The 21,316-nt window shown below is 45.4% G+C and carries 16 protein-coding genes, 1 pseudogene and 1 riboswitch; of the genes and pseudogenes, 6 read left to right on the top strand and 11 right to left on the bottom strand.

Annotated features, from left to right (window positions below; all coding sequences use genetic code 11):
* Positions 1–32 precede the first annotated feature (32 nt).
* Both ABN702_RS21140 and ABN702_RS21135 read right to left on the bottom strand, forming a co-directional pair.
* The gene (locus tag ABN702_RS21140) at positions 33–914 is read right to left on the bottom strand and encodes a carbon-nitrogen hydrolase family protein (RefSeq protein WP_417898564.1); all 882 of its coding nucleotides are present in this window, start codon (positions 912–914) and stop codon (positions 33–35) included.
* Between the two features lie 597 nt (positions 915–1,511).
* Positions 1,512–2,369, bottom strand: a complete 858-nt coding sequence (locus tag ABN702_RS21135; RefSeq protein ID WP_417898563.1) for a Cof-type HAD-IIB family hydrolase — start codon at positions 2,367–2,369, stop codon at positions 1,512–1,514.
* A 182-nt stretch (positions 2,370–2,551) separates the two neighbouring features.
* Between ABN702_RS21135 and ABN702_RS21130 the strand changes: the two genes are divergently transcribed.
* Together ABN702_RS21130 and ABN702_RS21125 are read left to right on the top strand one after the other, a co-directional pair.
* A complete protein-coding gene (locus tag ABN702_RS21130) occupies positions 2,552–3,583 on the top strand; it encodes an HD-GYP domain-containing protein (protein WP_417898562.1) in 1,032 nt (343 codons plus the stop codon).
* A gap of 232 nt (positions 3,584–3,815) precedes the next feature.
* Positions 3,816–5,090: a YjiH family protein gene (locus ABN702_RS21125; RefSeq protein WP_417900990.1), complete on the top strand. Its 1,275-nt coding sequence runs from the start codon at positions 3,816–3,818 to the stop codon at positions 5,088–5,090.
* 44 nt (positions 5,091–5,134) lie between these two features.
* Here ABN702_RS21125 and ABN702_RS21120 read toward each other — a convergent pair whose 3' ends face one another.
* From ABN702_RS21120 to ABN702_RS21110, 3 genes are all read right to left on the bottom strand, one after another.
* Positions 5,135–6,070, bottom strand: a complete 936-nt coding sequence (locus tag ABN702_RS21120) for an ATP-grasp domain-containing protein (protein ID WP_417898561.1) — start codon at positions 6,068–6,070, stop codon at positions 5,135–5,137.
* 45 nt (positions 6,071–6,115) lie between these two features.
* Positions 6,116–7,162: an LLM class flavin-dependent oxidoreductase gene (locus ABN702_RS21115; RefSeq protein WP_417898560.1), complete on the bottom strand. Its 1,047-nt coding sequence runs from the start codon at positions 7,160–7,162 to the stop codon at positions 6,116–6,118.
* Between the two features lie 86 nt (positions 7,163–7,248).
* Positions 7,249–7,354, bottom strand: a riboswitch (SAM riboswitch).
* A gap of 400 nt (positions 7,355–7,754) precedes the next feature.
* Positions 7,755–8,261: a hypothetical protein gene (locus ABN702_RS21110; RefSeq protein WP_417898559.1), complete on the bottom strand. Its 507-nt coding sequence runs from the start codon at positions 8,259–8,261 to the stop codon at positions 7,755–7,757.
* 309 nt (positions 8,262–8,570) lie between these two features.
* Here ABN702_RS21110 and ABN702_RS21105 point away from each other — a divergent pair, with 309 nt between their 5' ends.
* Positions 8,571–10,211 carry a PTS transporter subunit IIBC gene (locus ABN702_RS21105; protein ID WP_417898558.1) on the top strand — a complete coding sequence of 547 codons (1,641 nt, stop codon included), beginning with the start codon at positions 8,571–8,573 and terminating at the stop codon, positions 10,209–10,211.
* Between the two features lie 4 nt (positions 10,212–10,215).
* Complete coding sequence (locus tag ABN702_RS21100; protein ID WP_417898557.1) at positions 10,216–11,013, top strand: endonuclease/exonuclease/phosphatase family protein; 798 nt, start codon at positions 10,216–10,218, stop codon at positions 11,011–11,013.
* 378 nt (positions 11,014–11,391) lie between these two features.
* Here ABN702_RS21100 and ABN702_RS21095 read toward each other — a convergent pair whose 3' ends face one another.
* From ABN702_RS21095 to ABN702_RS21080, 4 genes are all read right to left on the bottom strand, one after another.
* Positions 11,392–12,489, bottom strand: a complete 1,098-nt coding sequence (locus ABN702_RS21095) for a PRK06851 family protein (protein WP_417898556.1) — start codon at positions 12,487–12,489, stop codon at positions 11,392–11,394.
* A gap of 156 nt (positions 12,490–12,645) precedes the next feature.
* Positions 12,646–13,665 (bottom strand): STAS domain-containing protein, encoded by a 1,020-nt coding sequence (locus ABN702_RS21090; protein ID WP_417898555.1) that lies wholly within the window; start codon positions 13,663–13,665, stop codon positions 12,646–12,648.
* 118 nt (positions 13,666–13,783) lie between these two features.
* Positions 13,784–15,973, bottom strand: a complete 2,190-nt coding sequence (locus ABN702_RS21085; protein WP_417898554.1) for a DNA topoisomerase III — start codon at positions 15,971–15,973, stop codon at positions 13,784–13,786.
* A gap of 105 nt (positions 15,974–16,078) precedes the next feature.
* On the bottom strand, positions 16,079–17,101 hold the full coding sequence (locus ABN702_RS21080; RefSeq protein WP_417898553.1) for a S16 family serine protease: 1,023 nt from the start codon (positions 17,099–17,101) through the stop codon (positions 16,079–16,081).
* 171 nt (positions 17,102–17,272) lie between these two features.
* Here ABN702_RS21080 and ABN702_RS21075 point away from each other — a divergent pair, with 171 nt between their 5' ends.
* Entirely contained in the window at positions 17,273–18,823 is a 1,551-nt protein-coding gene (locus tag ABN702_RS21075; protein ID WP_417898552.1) for an ABC-F family ATP-binding cassette domain-containing protein, read from the top strand.
* A gap of 453 nt (positions 18,824–19,276) precedes the next feature.
* Positions 19,277–19,525, top strand: coding sequence for a hypothetical protein (locus ABN702_RS21070; protein WP_386645503.1), 249 nt, complete (start codon positions 19,277–19,279; stop codon positions 19,523–19,525).
* Between the two features lie 69 nt (positions 19,526–19,594).
* On the opposite strand, the gene ABN702_RS21065 is transcribed toward ABN702_RS21070, so the two are convergent.
* Together ABN702_RS21065 and ABN702_RS21060 are read right to left on the bottom strand one after the other, a co-directional pair.
* A complete protein-coding gene (locus ABN702_RS21065; RefSeq protein ID WP_417898551.1) occupies positions 19,595–20,287 on the bottom strand; it encodes a tryptophan 2,3-dioxygenase family protein in 693 nt (230 codons plus the stop codon).
* 131 nt (positions 20,288–20,418) lie between these two features.
* Positions 20,419–21,314 (bottom strand): annotated as a pseudogene (locus tag ABN702_RS21060) (NAD(P)/FAD-dependent oxidoreductase).
* Positions 21,315–21,316: the final 2 nt, after the last annotated feature.

Here is a 21,316-nt window from a genome sequence, read left to right as displayed (position 1 = left end):
ATGACAACACCCTGTTTGTCAAACGATTTACTCTAATTACTAACAGATCCCTTTGCAAGTTGCTCCCAGTCCGGGTACAGATCGGAGCGGCGATCCCGCCAAGTTGTAACAGATCCACTCTGTCTCACTTTTTCCAAAAGGGAAATATCAAGATCGCCCGTTACAATCATATCCTGATTCAATTCGCCTTCCACCACGATGCCTCTTGGCGGAAATGGAACATCATTAGGTGAAATGATCGCTGCCTGGCCAAAGTTGCCGCGCATAAAGTCGACGGTCGGCAAGGAACCTATCGTGCCGGTTGTCACCACATATACCTGATTCTCGATCGTGCGGGCATGACAGGAATAGCGCACTCGGTGGAAGCCGTGGCGGTCGTCAGTGCAGGATGGACAGAATACCACATCCGCCCCCATCGCTTTCACGAGGCGCACAACCTCCGGAAACTCGATATCATAGCAGGTCAACATCGCAATGGTGCCCTTTTCCGTCTCAAATACCTGCAAGCCTTCCCCAGGTGTAATGCCCCATTCCTGTACCTCCGTAGGTGTCAGGTGAAGTTTGGTCTGAATGGCAATCGTTCCATCGGGATAAAAGAGGTGTGCAGCGTTATAGAGCTTGCCCTCTTTTTCAATAACATGGGTTCCCCCGATGATGTGCATGCCCGTCTGCTTGGCAATACCGCTAAAAAGCTGGTAATACAAATCCGTATAGGACGGTAGATCTTTTATCGTCTGCTCCCTTCCGTCAACTGGAAATGAGAGTAATTGGGTAGTCAAAAATTCAGGAAACAATACGAAATCCGCATCAAATTCAGCGGCTGTTTTTACATAATGGATAACTTGATTTGCAAATTCTTCAAAGCTATTGATTGTATGCAAGTGATATTGCACAGCAGAAGCACGAAACTTCATCTGGAGGCCCCCTTTTTCCGTTCTTTTAGGCTCTTTTCATAAAATTTATTGCTTTTGTCCGAGAAAAATCGGCTTTTGGATTTTTCTCAGCAATTATCCCTGTCTTATTCCAAAGAAAATTAATTGGTTAGCAGAGAAAAGAGCACGAAAGCAAATGAATTTACGTGTATTCATGAGATACGTTAAAAGCCACAATGTATGCGAAAACATCGTTTTTTACAACTAGTTTATTATAGAGGAAGAGGGGGGTGCGGAACAATGGTTAATTTACTGGAAACGGATTTTTGTAACTTTTGTGTCCACATTAAACACCCTGTTGGTTTCCGTTCCAGGGGTTCGCTTTCCGCGGGGCGGTGCTTGAGCCTCCTCGGCTTTCGCCTGCGGGGTCTCAAGTCTACCGCCATCTCCCGCAGGAGTCTCACCCCTTGCACTTCAACCAACAGGAGCGACCCCATAAAATCCCACACCTACACCAGTGCCTGGCCCCTCCATCCACCACCCAACCTCTCTCTCCCCCAAACAAAAAAAGAGGGGCCTGGCACTACTCAGCACCGCCCCACTAAAAATAATTTCCCAAGTAGCTCCAATTTCCCTATCCTATCCCAATACCTCAAGCACGGCTTTGGCGACGCCGCTGTTGATGTTGGTGTCGGTTTCCATATGGGCTTTGGCTTTTACGCCTTCTGGGGCATTGCCCATTGCTACGGCACGGCCTACTCTTTCGAACATGGAGACGTCATTGTAGTTGTCGCCGATTGCCATTGTGTCTTCCATGGAAATGCCACGCTCGCTAGTGAAGACCGACAATGCTATACCTTTTTGGGCTTCAATGCTTGTGATCTCCAGGTTGTCCTTACCGGAGGAGCTGATTGCCACATGCCCTGTTTCAAGGAGCTCGCTTCGTGCCGCCTCTAGTCTTTTCTTGTCCAAAGAGAAGGCCAGCAGCTTGAAAATGATGGTTGATTCGTCTTTCAGAATTGGATCAAAGCTGTCAACGAGCTTCGTTCGGCCGTCTTCCATTCTTTCCTTTGCTGCCTTCAGCACTTCCTCATAGTCGTTTTCCTCGTTCACTGACATGAAAATGTCCAAAAGGGTGGCAACCGCCTTGTCATAGTCCTTGGAGTAAGTTCCGCTTTGCGTGTAGAGCTCAAAATACACTTCATGTTTATCGAGGATCTCAGCAAGTTCCAGGACTTGTTTGTTCATCAAGGGATTGATGGCTACAACCTCCCCCTCCATCGAACGCACTTCCGCTCCATTGACACAGATGATCGGACTGTGTATGTCCGCTTCTATCAGGACGTCCTTCGCTTCTGCATAGGACCTCCCAGTGGCAATGACAACTTCTACGCCATTTCTTTGTGCTACCTTTACGGCCTTTGCATTTTCTTCGCTTACTACATGATTATTATTTAATAACGTTCCATCCATATCGATTGCAATACATTTTACCAATCCGTTCACCTTCTTATTTATGTCTTGAATCCTATCCTATAGTATTCCTTCAACGAATTTCAAATATTATACTGCGAAAGTAATTTGCTGACTATTTTGAAAAATATAGATTTATTGGCCTGTAAATGGTAAAATCGGAATTGATAAGGGTATTATAAAAGGTTTAGGCGAGGTAGAATGCTATGAGAATTTCCTCAAAACATATCGGTAAAATCCTAATAGATGACATCTTTTCTGTCTCAGGAAATCTTTTGTTGAAAAAAGGCACTATCTTGACCAAAAAGCATGTAGAAAGTCTGCAGAATCATGACTACTATTTTGACCAGCGTCTGTTGGTGGAGCAGCCGCATCACCTTTCCAAGGATTATTTCCAGCATGTGAAAAGTATTTATCAAAATAGTGTCTGTGCGTTTCAGACTATTTTCTCGAAAATGGAGCGGGAGAATCTGCCGCCATTGGAAGAAATCCATCAGATGCTTGCCCCTTTGGTGGACAAGCTGGTCGAGGATCCGGTATTCATTCGATATATTGAACAAGTAAAAAGCTATGATAACTATACATATTCGCACAGCCTGAATGTGGGCATATATGCTTCCCTGATAGGAAAGATCATGGGCCTCGACAAGGAGAAGATCAAGCTCCTAGGTCAGATGGGTCTGTTTCATGATGTAGGAAAGCTATTGATAGACAAAACCATTCTGCAAAAGCCCGGACGTCTGACAGAAAGTGAATGGAACGAGATTCAAAGGCATACGACTCTCGGCTACGAACTTTTGCGGAAGAATAAAACGATTGACCCGCATATCTTACAAGGGGCATTGCTTCATCATGAGCGTCTTGATGGCAGCGGCTATCCAACTGGGATAAAGCATGAAAGGATTCCTTATTTTGTACAGATACTTTCCGTGGCGGACATGTATGATGCTCTATCGTCCGAACGGAGCTACCGGCCAAAACAGAATCTTTTTGTCACAAGCAAGATCCTGATACAAGAAGCAAGCTATAATCGCATCAATCCTGCTATCGTTTATCCTTTCGTCCGATACATTTTCTCCAATCATATTCGCGATGAAGTGCTATTAAACAACGGTAAGCTTGGAGAAATCATTTTTATCCATACGGATGAGCCCCATCTGCCAATCATTAAAATCGATGATCATTTTATCGATCTCAGAAAGCATAAAGAACTGGAGATACTGGATTTTGCCAACTAAAGGCATGTCCGGTATCTTTTTTTGGTTTGTTTTCATTGGTTTTAGGGAAAGTAATAGGGAAAACTTTCACCTCTTCCAATAACTACCTTTGAAAAATAGTAGAAATGTATTAAAATAACTAACGTTGCATATTTACGCATAAGGAGAATCTACATTGAAAACTACACCATCTTTTCGAACAATTGATATTTTAAAATTTCTTATTCCGTCTTTAATCGGGATTCTGTTATTCATGTTCCCTATTTCATATAAAGGTGAAATCACGATACCTATCGCGATTCTTTCGGGGCAGCTGCAGGATCTTCTTGGAGGCACCATACCATATATCATGACAGCCATCATTACCATCACTGCCATTGCGACTGTCATTACAAAGCTCGCGAAGCCTTCTTATACGAATCAACCTGGCTTCTTCAACTCACTCTTGAATGTTTCCTTGTTCTGGACAGTGACACGCATTTTCGGAATGGTTTTTGCCATCATGACCCAGTTCAAGCTTGGACCAGAGGCTGTATGGAGTGACGTGACCGGAGGACTATTATTATTTGAACTGCTACCTATTCTATTAACTGTTTTCCTATTTGCAGGATTATTTTTACCTCTGCTTTTGAATTATGGACTATTGGAGTTCTTCGGAGCTTTGTTAACGAAAGTCATGCGACCAATTTTCACTTTACCGGGACGCTCTTCCATCGACACATTGGCTTCCTGGCTTGGGGATGGGACCATCGGGGTGCTATTGACGAGTAAGCAATATGAAGAGGGCTATTACACTAAGCGCGAAGCAGCGGTAATCGGAACGACCTTTTCCGTTGTTTCCATTACATTCAGTCTGATCGTCATCTCCCAGGTTGGCCTGGCGAAAATGTTTGTCCCTTTCTACGCAACGGTTGCACTATCTGGGCTGGTTGCTGCCATCATCATGCCGCGTATTCCTCCACTTTCCTGGAAGCCGGATACGTATTACAACGGTGAGGAAAAAGAAGAGAAAGAATTGATTCCAGAGGGTTACACACCATTAAAATGGGGTTACTCCCAGGCTGTGGAACGTGCTGCGAAAAATAGAAGCATCAGCAAATTCTTCATCGAGGGCGGAAAAAATGTCCTCGATATGTGGATGGGTGTCGCGCCCATCGTCATGGCGTTCGGTACAATCGCCCTTATTCTAGCGGAGAATACGCCGTTGTTCACTTGGTTGGGAGTACCGTTCATTCCGCTGTTGGAGCTCTTGCAGATTCCTGAAGCGAAGGCGGCATCGGAAACCATGATGGTCGGATTTGCCGATATGTTCCTGCCTTCCGTATTAGGTGCGGATATCCAAAGCGAACTGACCCGCTTCGTAGTCGCAACCGTATCCGTGACACAGCTCATCTACCTTTCCGAGGTCGGTGGCGTATTACTGGGATCCAAGGTACCCGTATCATTCAAGGACCTGTTCATCATCTTCATCCTGCGTACATTGATTACGCTGCCTGTCATTGCAATCATGGGCCATATCTTTTTCTAAAAGAATAATGAAAAAGGTGCCAGACCCCGTCTGGCACCTTTTTCTTATGCTCGTTCCAGCTCCGCACCAAGCAGTTTTGCCAATTGGAGCATGCCGAATTTCCCTGCCACTTTTTCGGCATCAGCATTGTAGTTCGTATTCGTGTTGACGTCATAGGTGTAAATTTCACCATTTGCGTTTCGGATAAATTCGATTCCGGCAACCTGGATGTTGTTCTCCTTAAGGAATGCCTCATATTTTTCAATGATTGGATCTGCAAAATCCTCGACAATGCGAAACTTTGGCTTCTCTTCCACTTCTTCCCCGACAGGACAGAACAGATCGCCTATCTGGCAGGCATCCGCCGGGCAAAGTTCAAAGCCTTCAGACGTATCCACCCTCACCGAATAGAGGAACTTACCACCTACAAACTCGCATCTCGTAATATAGGATTCCGGTGACTCGATATACTCCTGGATCAGCGTGATCCCATCAACCGGTTCCTCGAAGGTCGGACCGTACAAATATTCCTCGAGGCTTGCCGTGGATTGAAAAAGCTGGACTCCCAGCCCTTTTCCGGCGCGGTTGTGTTTCGTGATGAACGCCTCAGTTCCCAGTTTCTTTGCCGCCTCGATAATATTGGTTTTTCCAACTGCCGCAATCGTCCTCGGCGTGCGGATCCCCTGCTTCTCAAGTGCCGTATACTGATTCACCTTGCTCAATTCAAGCTGAAGCGCACGGCTGCCGTTCAACACTTTTCGGCCATGATGCTCTAGCCACGAAAGCACTGCCCCCGTCAATTCCGGTGCAAAGCGGTGGTCCCTTGTGTGGGAGGATGCACTCATTCTGTTATAAAACACCCCTTCAGGTGGCGCATCAACCAATGGCACGAGCCCTTCGTCGAGATGCCACTCTTCAAATGGCAGGTCCAATTCTTTTAATCTATTGGTCAAATGGTCGGTCCATTCTTTGTTTTCATGCAAGATATATATCTTTTTCATCGTATCTTCCTCCAATTTCTTCAAGTCTCCTGGTTTGAATGTGCTTTATGGTTGAGCAAGCCGTTCCCCTTGCACAAGGGGCATCACTTTTTGGGCAAAGCGCTCCATTTCCTCCAGCTGCGGGGAAAATTGCAGCAAGAGCAGGTCCACGCCTGCTTCCTCATACTCTCTTATTTTCTCAGCAATCTGTTCCGGCGTACCGATCAGGTTTGGCCGCAACCCTCTATTTGATACCGAATAGTCCTGGAGCTGGATCTGCTGCTCAAGCTGTGACTTACTGGTGAAATCCTTGAAGCCAGCATAGGCATCGGACTCCTTCACATCTGTGATTCTAGCAAGCTCCTTTTCCGCCTCTTCCTCTGTATCGCGGCAGATGACATAGGCGGCCATCCCGAACGACTGAAAAGGATGGTGCTCCGTATTTCTTCTGCGCTCTTTCATTTCCTCTATTTTGCGGGCGACCTCTTCCACCGTTCCACCATGCATGACGTACGCATCACAATAGGAGGAAATAACCTCTTTCCCCTTCGGACTCTCGCCCCCTGCATAGAGGATCGGATTCGGTCGTTGCACAGGCTTCGGAAAAAGCTTCGTTTCCTTAAGCTGATAGTACTTTCCGTCATAGCTGAAGGAGTCCTCGCTCCAAAGCCCTTTCAGCACATCAATAAACTCTTTCGTCCGTTCATACCGTTCATCATGCTGGGTGAAAATGCCGCCATACTGCCGCGCCTCTTCTTCCCACCAGGCAGAAACGACATTCAAGGTAAGGCGGCCATTGCTGATATGATCAATATTCGCAATCGCTTTTGCCGCAATCGCAGGATTATGGAAGCCTGGACGAATCGCAGTCATGATCTCGATCTTCTCCGTCACAGCAGCAAGTGCCGCAGCCGTTGACCAAGCCTCTAAGCTATCCTCTTCCGGGCCCTTTATATCATTTAAAAATAACTCTGCAATCAATGTCGTGTCATAGCCAAGCTTTTCCGCCTGCAGAATGACCTTTTTTGCGTAATCAAAGGTCGGCGGCATCTGTTCGTCCTCTACATTTCTCAACCATCCGCCAAATATCGGTAACCAAAAACCAAACTTCATCCCCTATCTTCCCCTCGTCTTTACTTTTCCGGCAAATAAAAAAACTTCCTCGATAAGAAGAAGTTTGGAATGGGAACCCGTCCATCTACTTATCTGCCAAGAACAAATTGTCTTGCTGGAATTAGCACCTGCACACACCTGTGCGGTTGCCGGGTTTCATCGGGCCAGTCCCTCCACCTCTCTGGATAAGAAAATAACTATTAATTTAGATAAATCCTATCATGAAACTCAGGATTAAACAAGTCTTTCGGATGGCTAAATATGTCTGTAGTATGCTATGCGGGAAGCGTAGGAGATATGTTGTTGGTTGTTTGGTTAATTTAGCCTTTTGGACAGTTTGAATGATGCAGGCGGCTAGGAACGATGTAGAACTTTGGCGAATATTGCGTTTCGTGCAAAAGACAACCATTTTTGTGCGTAAATTTGATTTTTTGTGCATAAAATTAATTTTTTGTGCATATATTAATATTTTTGCGCGTAAACCATTGTTTTTTGTGCATAACGTCAAATTCGGATCCGTTAACCTTTGAAAATAGAGCCAAAAAAGGCCACCTGCCGCGTTTTCTACGACAAGTGGCTCCCTATAAAGTAATTAGTTTACGTCTTTCTCGAAATTAGGCGCATGCAATCCAGCCTTTTCGAATGTTGCTCCGATCTTCTCATGGAATGCTGCAAATGCCGCTTCCATTTCAGTGAGGTCTGCATCGGGCTTTAATGTTGCCGCTCGCTCCTCGAAATAAAGTGCCAGCAATTCAACGGATTCCTTCATGTCTCCCTGTAGCTCTTTGCTTAAGTCGGAAGGGATCTCAAGTCCGCGAAGCTCGTTTGCAATTTGTTTGCTCGAGGATACCGCTTGTTCCTGCAGGGCTGCATCCTGGGATTGTTCATATGCTGTAACCGGCTCCAAATTTTCGCGGATAGTTTGAATCATTTCCATTTGAAGGCCTACTAATGCTGTAATCTGCTTGCTATCGTTATCATTATCAGAAGCTGCACTTGCTTCCGTTTCTTTTGATTCAGATTTATTTTCAGTGTTACACCCTGCCAGAACAGCGATGCTTAGTAAAGCTGTCAATAGTATGCTCATCCATTTTTTCATTGTATAGGTTCTCCTTTATTGTCCGAATTAGTACGGTACATAGTTTACTTCTTTTCTAAATGGATGTATACAAAATCCACGAAAGAAAGATTATTGCGCTAATAAATAATTTTCTCACAATAACACTTTTTGCAAATAAATGTACTTTGTTAAATTTAGATGATTGTTGAATCTTTTACTTGCATTGTGAGAGGACATCTCTTACAATAGAAAAATGCAAACGGTTGCACTAAAGTTACATATAATTGCATAAAAATGAATTCGTTTTCAAGTTTTATATACTACTAATGAAGAAAGAAGGCTGTTAATATGAAGAACTTTTTGTCTTTTGATTTTTGGCAAAAATTCGGGAAAGCGTTGCTAGTCGTAGTGGCAGTTATGCCAGCTGCTGGTATTATGATTTCCCTTGGCAAGTTGGTTGGCATGACGGGTGGAGACATCGTGCTTGTGCAAACGATTGCAAGAGTGATGGAGGATATCGGTTGGGCCATCATTACCAATCTGCACATCCTATTCGCTGTAGCGATCGGTGGATCATGGGCGAAGGAACGTGCTGGCGGTGCGTTCGCAGCATTGATCGCATTCGTATTGATCAACCGTATTACCGGAGCTATTTTTGGGGTAAATAATGATATGCTTGCCGATCCGGAAGCGACTTTCACGTCACTATTCGGTCAGGAATTGATTGTAGGCGATTATTTCACTTCTGTTCTTGGTGCACCTGCATTGAACATGGGAGTATTCGTCGGGATCATTGCCGGTTTCCTCGGCGCAAACCTATTCAATAAATTTTATAACTATAGTAAATTACCTGATTCGTTATCTTTCTTTAATGGAAAACGTTTTGTACCATTCGTTGTTATTGTCGGATCTGTTGTTGCGGCAATCGTACTATCTCTCGTATGGCCGTTCATTCAAGGGTTGCTGAATGACTTTGGCCGTTGGATCGCTACTTCCCGTGACACGGCTCCTATTATTGCACCATTCATTTTCGGTGCATTAGAGCGTCTTCTATTGCCATTTGGATTGCACCATATGTTAACGGTACCAATGAACTATACCGCCCTTGGTGGAGCATATACGATTGCGACAGGCGGCAGTGCCGGCCAGGTCGTATATGGACAAGATCCACTATGGCTTGCTTGGATTGCGGATTTGAATAACTATCTATCTGCCGGGGATAAAGAGTCCTATGAAGCATTGTTAAAAGAAGTCGTTCCAGCGCGTTTCAAAGTGGGGCAAATGATTCTTTCCTGCGCTGCATTGATTGGTATTGCGTATGCGATGTACCGCAATGTGGACAAGGACAAGCGCAAAAAGTACAAATCCATGTTTTTCTCTGCAGGTCTTGCAGTATTTCTGACTGGTGTAACAGAGCCGATTGAATTCATGTTTATGTTTGCCGCTCCATTGCTTTATGTGGTGTATGCGATCATGACGGGACTTGCCTTTGCAATCGTGGATGTAATCGACATCCGTGTCCATGCCTTTGGTGTGATCGAGCTTTTGACTCGTACTCCGATGATTGTAAAAGCTGGCCTTTGGCTAGACCTTGTTAACTTTGTGATTGCTTGTCTTGTATTCTTCGGGTTGAACTTTGCAGTAGCGAACTTCTTGATCAAGAAATTCAATTTCCCAACACCTGGTCGCAACGGAAACTATATCGAGCAGGAGGAAGGCGCTGCCGGTTCAGCTGCAACTGTTTCAAATGACTCTTTGGCACCTGCGATCATCGAATTATTAGGTGGAGCAAGCAATATTGACGATGTGGATGCATGTATGACCCGCCTTCGTGTAACGGTAAGGGATCGTGAGCTTGTAGCAGGCGAAGCGAAATGGAAAGAAAATGGCGCACTAGGCTTAATTGTTAAAGACAAAGGCGTACAGGCAATCTACGGACCAAAAGCCGATGTCATCAAATCGGATATTCAAGATTTGTTAGGAGCGTAATAGGATGAACCTACTAACCTTAAACTGCCACTCCTGGCAGGAAGAGAATCAAATGGAGAAAATTCAGCATCTCGCCCAAACCATCAAGGAAAAAGCATACGATGTCATTGCTCTTCAGGAGGTTAGTCAGAGCATCGATGCGCCCCTCGTCCGGGATTATATAAAAGATAACAACTTCGGCCTTGTGCTGCAGCAGGAGCTTGCGAACCTTGGAGTCCCCGATTATCAACTCGTCTGGGATTTCGCCCATATGGGGTATGACACGTATGAAGAAGGGCTTGCAATCCTGACCAGGCTTCCAATTGTAGCCTCGCATTCCTTCTTTGTTTCCAAGGGTGAGGATACGGCCTATTGGAAAACCAGGAAGATTGTTGGTGTGACGGTGGAATATGGTGAGAGGGAGCTTTCCTTTTATACCTGTCATCTAGGCTGGTGGACGGATGAAGAGGAGCCTGCGCGCTATCAGATCGATCAGTTACTTGATGCCGTAAAAGCTCGCACCGCACCGTTCTTTTTGATGGGTGACTTCAATAACAGTGCCCATATTAAAGAGGAAGGCTATGAGCTATTGACAGTGGATCATGGATTGTATGACACCTACCTGCTTGCTAAGGAGAAGGATTCCGGCATCACAGTGCGTGGCAAAATTGCCGGCTGGGATGAGAACAAGCAGGATCTCCGGATCGACCTTATTCTTGCTAGTGAGCAGGTTGACGTTGACTCGTCCCAAGTGATTTTCAACGGGGAAAATAAAGAGGTCGTGTCCGATCATTTTGGTGTGGAGGTACGCGTTCGTTTATAAATTTTTTTAAGGAGCCATCCGTTTTACTACAGATGGCTCCTTTATGTGTTTTGAGACGATTGCGGCTGTTCCGAAGTTGTCTAAGGGACTTATAATATGGCGTGCAGTGAGTTTAGGCCTTTTTATATGTCTGATTTGCCGGTTGCGCCCGGAAACGAATGTTTTTCGCCCGAAAATCTTGATTTGCGCCCGGAGAAGGGAGGTTTTCGCCCGGAAATCGAATTTTCCGCCCGCTAAAGGAAGGTTTTCGCCCACAAGCAATATCTGACAAAATTCGCACCATCCCTGCATCGGTTGTGCACCGTCCCCCCTCAGTAGCAAACATAATAACCCCAAAAGCCAACAAAACTGACTTTCAGGGTACATCTCTCACGAAGTCTATTTCGATTCCGCAATCTCCTCTATTTCCGCCTGAATCTTCTTGGTCCACTCATCCACTATGCTATAGTCCATCGCCTTGACGTAGATTGCTTCCAGCTTCTCATGCCATCTCTTGGCCTCGGCCAGCTTGCCGATTGCCTCATACATAGATTCCGTGTAACGGTCCTTTACGAGCTGGATTTCTTTCTCGTAACGCTCATCAGTCCCGTTTCTGATAGTGATTTCATACATATCGATGATCGAATCGCCTTCCCGATCAGGAAAATACTCGTGCGGTGCAGTGCTGTCAAAAATGGCGAATCCGAGCTCGCGGCAAATGATCATATCCAAACTGTATGGATCAAAGCCGCAATGGTACACTTCCACGTCAAAGCCTCTATCCTCTGCTGCTTTGGCCAGTTTTTTCAGCATCGTAGACTTTCCAGAACCGGGACGTCCTTTAATGAAATACCTGTTTGTCAGACCCTCAGTCAGGTTTGGTACACAGTCCCTTGCTCCTTCTGGTGTCGCTGCACCAAGAAACCGGTGGCGGACATCGGCTTTTTTATCCAGGCTCTTCCTTTCAAAAAGAGAATCTATCAGTGAGAGGGTAAGCTTATTCGCCGCTTCAAAATTCATATTATGGATATAATAGCGCTCCCAGTCATCATGGACCTTCAAGGCTCTGGCAAACGTTTGATAGGCTGACAGATAGGCCTGCTTCTTTTTCTTGGCCAGTTCCATTATTTCGGTCTTATACTCTTTTAAGAAGCTGGAATTCCAGGCTTCTCCTAAATTGATATACTCCTCAATGGCGCCTGGTGCTTTCGGTTCGATGACATGCGGTGCCGTTCCATCGACAATGCCGACACCCAGTTCCCTTATGATGAGGCCATCGACCGATTTTGTATCGGACGAGCAATGAAGCAATTCAATGTCATACCCTTTTTCATTCCATGCCTTGCCGATTTTTTTGATGAGGGAGGATTTCCCCGTACCGGGACCGCCCTTCAGGATGAAAATCCGGTCCAGACCCTCTATGTTTGATTCATATAAACTGTAAAACCCACGTGCCGTATTGCCGCCAGCGTAATAATTCAACACTTTCCCTGCCAAAAAGAACACCCCTTCTATGGTAGGATATCTTACAAAGAACTATCCTCTGTAGCCTATGCAAGGGATGAGTCATAGGTGAAAGCCCACTTCAAGAGGAAGGTCCGCAAAGGAAAAAAGCCAGCACCCACTCATTAAAAGCGGCGCTGGCTTACGTCTTTAGATAATCCGCCGTCCGTTCTGCGCAAGGGCAAAATGGATGCCATGCTGCAGGGACTGGAAGAAATCAAAATGGTTCAGGTCTATATCAGACTTGGTAATTTCCATGCTCAGTTGTGCGGATATCCCGACCAGGATGGTTTTAATTCCAAGCAGTTCTGCTGCTGACCCCAGCTTCTCGATCATGCTTGCTGTGTAGGAGGTCAAATTCTGGTCAATGCCTGTCAGGTCAAGCACCAGATAGCTCGCCTTATGCTTAGGCAAATTGTATAGGGTCTTGACTATCAGCTCATCTGCCCGTTCTTCATCATATTTTCCTAGAAGTGGGACGACCACAATTCCTTCGAGTACTGGTATGATTGGAGAGGAAATGGTTTGGACAAGCTCTTTCAGTTCTTTTGTTTTTTCCCGGACCAGGCCTTCGAGCTTCGCGATCTGCTCCGCTTCTTTTCTGCGTGCAAGGCCATGAATGTTTTCTGCCACATTTACTTCCTGAGGGAAATACTCAATGATGGAGTATTCATGCCCTTCAATTTGGGACTGAATGACCTTGTACCAAATATCCGTTTTGAAAAGGCCTGTAAAGATACCGGCGTAGTGTGCAGCCAGGAAGATGCCGCCTTTCTTTTTTCCTTGCGCTTTGTTTATTTTGTATTCCCAATCATCCTTTAAATGAACGGTAAGACTGTAGTTCTCCACATCCAAATCGTGAATATAAGCTTTTCCCCAACCAGCGGAGGCATACGTATTTGTTATTAAGCCTGCAATTTTCTCGATGCTGATATCTGTCATGTTTTCGAAGTACTTTCCAACTACTGCTCCTTGGCGATAGCCTGTTGACTCCATTACAAGGCAGGTGGATTCTGCTCCCGATACCTCTTCAATGGTATCGAAAAATGTTTTCATTGCCGAGGATATCCAAAAAAGAACAGAGTCTTCCCCTTCAAAGAGGAATTCCCCCTTATCCAGATCCCATTCAAACTGAAGCCCCTCTATGTTCAATTTATGTTGATCGCTCATTAAACCATTCCTTTGTAGTTTATGAATCTATTATAAACTATCTTTTTCAGAACATTAAATGATTTGTTATTACCAAAAAAGGAGTGGCGCTTCTAAACGCCGCCACTCCTCGCCTATATTATTTCAACTTCAATTTAGCCAGGGCATCAGCAAGCGCAGTATTGACCGGCTCATCCTGGTTCTGTTTTTTCAAATATTGATTCACGTCACGCTTGGATGCCTTTTGAGAGTCATTTTTCTTGCGGCGCTCCTGGAAGGTGCTCAATTTTTCGCGATGGCCGCAGACGCAGGCAAACATCTGGCCTTCCCCTTCGCCTCGCAACTCCAGCTTCTTTCGGCATTTCGGGCATCTTGCATTCGTCACCTTCGACACATTTCTGCGATGGCCGCATTCACGGTCCTGGCACACGAGCATTTTGCCTTTTTTGCCGTTTACCTCCAGCATCGGCTTGTCGCAATCCGGGCAGCGTTTACCTGTGATATTGTCATGCCTGAATTTCTCTGAGCTGTTTTTCACCTCATGGACGATTTCCTTGGCATAGGCCTTCATTTCGTTAATGAAATCCGCTTTTTTCAACTTCCCTTTGGCAATCAGGCCAAGCTTCTGCTCCCATTCTGCAGTCAGGGCTGGTGATTTAAGATCCTCGGGAACCAGATTCAGCAACTGTCTTCCTTTGGAGGTAATATGGAGACCCTTCCCCCTCTTTTCCATGAGGAAGCTATTGAAAAGCTTCTCGATGATATCCGCTCTGGTTGCTACCGTTCCGATGCCGCCTGTTTCCCCGATCGTTTTGATTAGTTCGCGGTCGGACTGCTCCATATATTTCACTGGATTTTCCATGGCAGAAAGCAGGGTCCCTTCGTTAAAAGGCTCCGGCGGCTTTGTTTTGCCTGTGGTGATTTCCACTTTCCTGATGGACAGGGAGTCCCCTTTATTCAAGCTTGGCAGCAGCTGGTCGGTATAGCCATCGCTGCCATCTTCCTGCTCCTCAAGCGATCCGAACACCTCTTTCCACCCTTGGGAGATGACAGTTTTCCCTTTTGCCACAAACTGCTCCGAACCAAGTGTGGCTGTTACTGTCGTCTGCTCATAGATGAATGGCGGCATCAATACTGCAAGAAAGCGTTTCACAATCAGGTCATAGATTTTGTATTCCTTATCAGAAAGCTTACTTAGGAGCACCGTTTCCTCCGTCGGGATGATGGCGTGGTGATCCGTTACTTTCTCATTGTTGACAAACGATTTGCTGCCTTTGATTGGCTTGGATAAAATTTTTGAAGCAACCGATTTATAGGAATGGGCACGAACAGCTTCTACCCTCTCCTTTAATGTGTCGACCATGTCTGTAGAAATGAAACGGGAATCCGTTCTAGGATAGGTGACTATTTTATATTGCTCATACAAGCGCTGCAGGATGGACAAGGTTTCTTTTGCAGAGTAGCCGAAGATCCGGTTGGCATCACGCTGTAATTCAGTCAAATCATAAAGCGCCGGGGCATAGCTTTTCTTCTCCGCCTTTGAAATCTCGCTGATGGTGCCCTGCTTATTTTTCACCTGTCCATAAAGTCGTTCGATTTCACTTTTGTTAAAATTGCGTCGTTCCTTTGTTTTCGTATCCTGCCATATTAGCTGGAAGCCTTTTTCCGTGAGTGCCTTCATGCCGTAGTATTCCTTTGGCACAAAGCCCTGTATTTCCTCTTCCCTTTTGGCAATCATCGCTAGTGTCGGGGTCTGTACTCTACCGCATGATAGCTGCGCATTGTATTTGGTGGTAAGGGCGCGGGTGGCATTCATTCCGACCACCCAATCCGCCTCAGCGCGTGCCACTGCCGAGTAATAGAGGTTTTCGTATTCCTTCCCATTACGAAGACGTGAAAAGCCCTCCTTGATGGCCTTATCGGTTACAGAGGAGATCCAGAGACGCTTGATCGGCTTTTGGATGCGGGCCTTTTCCAGAATCCAGCGGGCAACAAGCTCCCCTTCGCGCCCTGCGTCTGTTGCAATGACAATCTCTTTTACATCTTTTCTTGTCAGCTGCGCTTTAACCGCATTGTATTGCTTGCCTGTCTGTTTAATGACAACCAGCTTCGTTTCGTTCGGCAGCATCGGAAGGTCCTCGAGCTTCCATGCTTTGAATTTGGCATCATAGGCTTCAGGGTCCGCCAGTGTTACCAGATGGCCGAGTGCCCAAGTAACGATGTACTGGTCTCCCTCCAAGTACCCGTTCCCTTTTTTTCCGCATTTCAATACGCGTGCTATATCTCTTGCTACAGATGGCTTTTCTGCAAGTACTACCGTTTTTGACATTAAATACAAATCCCTTCGTTTCTTATTCCTTCCATCATCTTGGCATAATATTTGGAGCTAGTCAAAAAAAGAAGAGAAGACCAGATGGCCCTCTCAGACTAGCTTCTATTTCTTTTCTGGAAGCTTTTTCAGTTCCGCGATCGCCTCTTCCAAGGAGCCGATCGGAATCAGCTTGATGGCCAGGCCTTCTTCCTCCACAGTCTCTCTTGCAATCTCTTCATTGTTTCCATATTCATTGTCTTCTGGTACAAGGAAATATTCATAGCCAGCGAGGTCGGCTCCGATGACCTTCTGTTTGACTCCGCCGATCGGACCTACGAAACCGTCCATTTCGATTGTACCGGTTCCCGCTACCTTGTTGCCTTTTAGCAGTGACTCTTCTGTCATCTTTTCAATCAGGGTCAAAGTCAGCATCAAGCCTGCACTTGGTCCACCGATCTCTTCAATGTTGAATGCAATCCGTTCATCCTCCACCAGCTCAAATACCTCTTCCACGTACATGCCCAAGAACGTATTGTTGTAATAGTCGCGTTCCGGATAGGTTCGAACCTCGATGTCTTTCCTTTTTCCATCCCTCATTACCGTCAATACTGTTTTTTCATCCGGTTCCTTAGCCAGAATCAGTTGATCGAGCTGTTCATAGGATTCGAGCTCCACCCCATCGACTCCTACTAGGATATCTGTTACCTCAATATTATTCTTATATTTCCAATCAGGCTCGAGATAGGCAGGATAGAAACCACTCAAATTGAGTTCCGGTTTTTCTTCCATGAATTCTCTTGCTTTGTATTCCGCCTTGATTTTGGACTGAAGCATCATCATTTCATATTGATAATGAAGATCCTCCACATCGATATCAAGCTCCTCTGTGGCAGCAGGTTCGATGTCCACTCCCTCTTCGAACAGCAACCCAAGAAGAAGAAAAGGCCATACCACGTTTTCGAGCGAGGATACATAGGTCATCCCGATCTCTCCATCCAGCTCATAGCCGTCCTCATACTCGACAAGTTCATCCAGCATAATCGGTTCGTCGGCAAATAATACATCGTATCCTGTAGGGATGAATGCCGATCCCACTAAAAGTAATGAGGCTAAAACGATTCCCAATGCAATTCTTTTTTCTCTCATCTAGTAAGGACCCCTTCTCTTCCAACTTTTCTCTATTTTCTATTTTATATGAAGTGGGGAAGGAATAGTTCAAAAAAATAACGATAATAGGAAGAAACTTCTCTTTTCCTTTCCTAGCAGAATTTAGTATGATGAAAAGTAGATATTTTTAGAGATAGGATGGATACGAGCATGAGTTTATTAAGCATAGATGGATTAAGCCACAGTTTTGGCGACCGCATGTTATTCAAGGATGTATCCCTGCGTCTTCTTGCAGGTGAGCATGTAGGATTGGTTGGTGCGAACGGGGTTGGTAAATCCACGTTAATGAATATTATTACTGGGGAAATAGTGTACGATACAGGCCGCGTGGAATGGACACCAAGTGTGCATTATGGATATTTGGATCAGCATACGGTCCTTACGCCAGGAAAGACGATTCGCGACATACTGCGCGATGCGTTCCTTCCACTTTATGAAAAAGAAAAGGAATTAAACGAAATTACGGACAAGATGGGTACAGCAACTCCTGAGGAATTGGAAGAGCTTTTGGAACAGATGGGGGAAATCCAGGACCATCTGGACGCCGGCGGATTCTATAATCTCGATATCAAGGTGGAGGAAGCAGCACGGGGACTCGGCTTGGATGCAATCGGACTTGAACGTGACGTTGCTGCCCTAAGTGGCGGACAGCGTACGAAGGTTCTTTTGGCGAAGCTGTTATTGGAGCAGCCGCAAGTATTGCTCCTGGATGAGCCGACGAACTATCTGGATGTCGAGCATATCCGCTGGTTAAGCTCTTATCTGAAGGAATATCCTCACGCTTTCCTATTAATCTCTCATGATACGGAGTTTATGAATGGCGTCGTCGATGTCATCTTCCATCTGGAATTTTCAAAATTGACCCGCTACACGGCCTCCTATGAGAAATTCCTGGAGCTCGCGGAATTAAATAAAAACCAGCATATCAACGCGTACGAAAAGCAGAAGGAATTCATCAAGAAGCAAGAGGACTTCATTGCTAAAAATAAAGCGCGTTACTCCACGACAGGACGTGCGAAAAGCCGTCAGAAGCAGTTGGACCGCATGGAGCGGATCGACCGTCCGGAAACTGCCGCAAAGCCGACTTTCGAATTCAAGGAATCCCGTGCCAGCAGCCGTTATGTGGTGGAAGCAAAGGACCTTGAAATCGGGTATGCTGAGCCACTATTGCCAAAGCTAACGATGGAAATCGAACGCGGCGATAAGATTGCCATTGTCGGATGCAACGGGGTTGGTAAATCCACACTGCTGAAAACGATATTGGGTAAAATCGATCCTCTTGGCGGGAACGTTGTTCGTGGAGACTTTCTTTTCCCTTCTTATTTCGAGCAAGAGGTAAAAGCGAAAGACCTTACACCGATTGATGATGTATGGAATGAGTTCCCTGCATTAGATCAGCACCAGGTCCGTGCCGTGCTGGCGCGCTGCGGTCTGAAAAACGAACACATCTCCCGTCCCTTGAGCCAATTGAGCGGTGGCGAGCAGGCGAAGGTCCGCCTTTGCAAGCTGATGATGCATGAGAGCAACTGGCTGCTGTTTGACGAGCCGACCAACCACTTGGATGTGGTAGCAAAAGAAGAGCTGAAACGTGCCATCAAAGCATACAAAGGCACCATCCTTCTTGTCTGCCACGAACCTAGCTTTTATGAGGATTGGGTAACGAAAGTATGGAACGTCGAGGAATGGGCCGAGCAGAAATAATTGATACAGGCTGTCCGTAAAGTCATGCAATATTTGACTTTCGGGCGGCTTTTTTGTTATGGGAACTTTTTGGACATGGAGAACTTTTTGGGACATGGCGAACTTTTTGGACATAGCGAATTATGTCGTAAAATGCGTTTTATCGATATCCAGGTGTTTTTCGTTGATATATAAAAAAATCCGTTGATATAAAGTTTTTTTCGTTGATATATAAGAAATTCCGTTGATATCCTGTTCCCGCCCATAAGTTTGGACACGAATCTATTCGCTATCCTTAGATTATGCATTCTCCAGACAAGTATTTAGTGAGGATCGCTACCGTCCCTCACAACTAATGCTCAAAATTCATCCGTAATGTCTTTTGATTATTCTAAAAATTTTGTAAAAATAGTGAAACATTCAATTATATAAAATAAAATGTATGTATTACTAAAAAATCAGGGAGCCGATGCAATGAGCGAAATAGATAAAAGAAACCGATTATCCGAAGAACCATTCACTTATCAAATAACGAAAAAAGGAATAGTGTTTATCCATTACGAGGGTAAACAAATAAAAATTGTAAAGGATAAGGAAGCCGAACGTCTTATAGCAAAAATTCAAGAAGTTGAAGATAATATGACAGAGGTACAGTTATTGTTAGCTAAAATCACTGGAAACTTTAAACGCGGTAACGAAAAACTTGGCAAAAACAAAAAATGAAAAACGCCTTACAGTCCGAGAAAGGCAACAAAAAAACGAAGGCAATCACCTTCGTTTTTCCCTTGCCTATTACAAAGGCTTCGGATTATAGCTCGATCCCGTCCAGTCTGTAAGTTCGCAGATTGCTTCCCACAGCTTTGGATAAAACTCGAATTTCGCCCCACGCTCCAAGGCTTGAGCCGGAATCCCCTTCAGACTCTTCGTATTCAGACCGATCATTCTGCGGACAAGCTGGATATGACATTGGCGGAACGTCTGGAAATTCTCATCCAATGCAATCATCTCCTGCATCAGCATAAACAGCTCCAGGTTCGCAGCTGCATTTTTGTGCAGTTCAAGCGGAGTCAGGCCTTGCTCGTTCAGTAACTCTTCAAACGGCTGCCAAAGTGTCGGTCCCAGTTTCAAAATATGATTAAAGCCCGGTGAGTCCTGGCCGCTCCCTCTGCCAAGAGCGAGACGAATTGTATGGTAATCTCTTGGACTGATTACTTTTACCATATCAAATACGGGCGGCAGATGCTTCAGGTGCATATTGACCCGTTGCAGCTGCTGGACAGCCTGAACCGTTTCCTTTGCTTTCATATTGGTGTCTGCGAGGTTAATATATTGGATGATCAGCTTGAAATGAAGTTCGGCGATTTGATGGATCATCTGAAACGTCAGTTCATCCTCGCAGCAGAGCTCCTGATCCCCCTTTTGCAGGCTTAACAGCTCTTCTGTGCGAATATATTTCTCATAATCGGATATCTTTTTCTCTTCCATTTTTTCTCCTCCTGCTCCCGAATGAAATGGAAAGACTAACGGCTAACGACTACGTTCCACTTTTTCAGATATTTATGTAAACCCTTACATCCTATGTTACGCATTGGCCCAAACTACTGTCAACTAGGATTCTATTCTCCTTGCAGGCTTTTATGCATCCATATCGCCGCCTGTACCCCGTCCCCCATGGCAATTGCCACCTGCTCGGAATGTGCAACAATGTCACCTGCCGCCCACACATGCTTCACGTTCGTCATTTTTGTTCTTGGATCCACCTGGATATGCCGATTTTTTTCAAGATTTACCCCCAATTGTGCTGCAAGATTCGTGTTGACGACATTCCCCCAAGGGCAAGAAACCCATGTGAGGCCTTGAGGTCCAGACCGTTTTCCAATGCGAGGCTCTCCAACTGCGCTCCGTTACAAACAACGGAGACAATCTTTTCATCGATGACAGCAATCATTCTATTATGTAATTGTTCAAGAAGTTTCTGTTGGATAGGAGACTTTCCATGGTTTATATAGGTAATATCCCGCGACCAGTGTGTTAAAGCCAACGCCATATTTGCTCCCGCATCTCCCGAGCCTATGACCACCGCCGGTTTATCCCTGACTTCATATCCATCACAATCCGGACATACAAAGATGCTGATACCCAAACAAGGGATAAGACCTGGCAGGATGGGGATGTTATCTCTTACTCCTGTTGCGAACAGGAGGCGCCTGGCTGAAAACGATTCTGACTGCTCTGTAAATGCCTGAAAGGTCCCATTGTCTTCTGCTACGCCTGTCACACGGTCTTTCATAAAAAGGACGCCATAGCCCTCCGCCTGCTGTCTTCCAAGCCTTCTCAGTGTTTCTCCACTAACTCCATCTGGCCAGCCAAGGAGGTTATGGTAGCATCTGCATAGATTTGATCTTCCATCATGCGAATCAATCACAATCACCTTGTACTGATATCTTCCCAATTGAATGGCAGCCTGCAGACCAGCTATTCCGCCGCCGATGATCATGCAATCGTATAACATCT

This window comes from Bacillus haimaensis, assembly GCF_048270625.1.
GTDB lineage: Bacteria > Bacillota > Bacilli > Bacillales > Bacillaceae_I > Sutcliffiella_A > Sutcliffiella_A haimaensis.
This window is presented reverse-complemented; position numbering and strand designations above follow the sequence as displayed.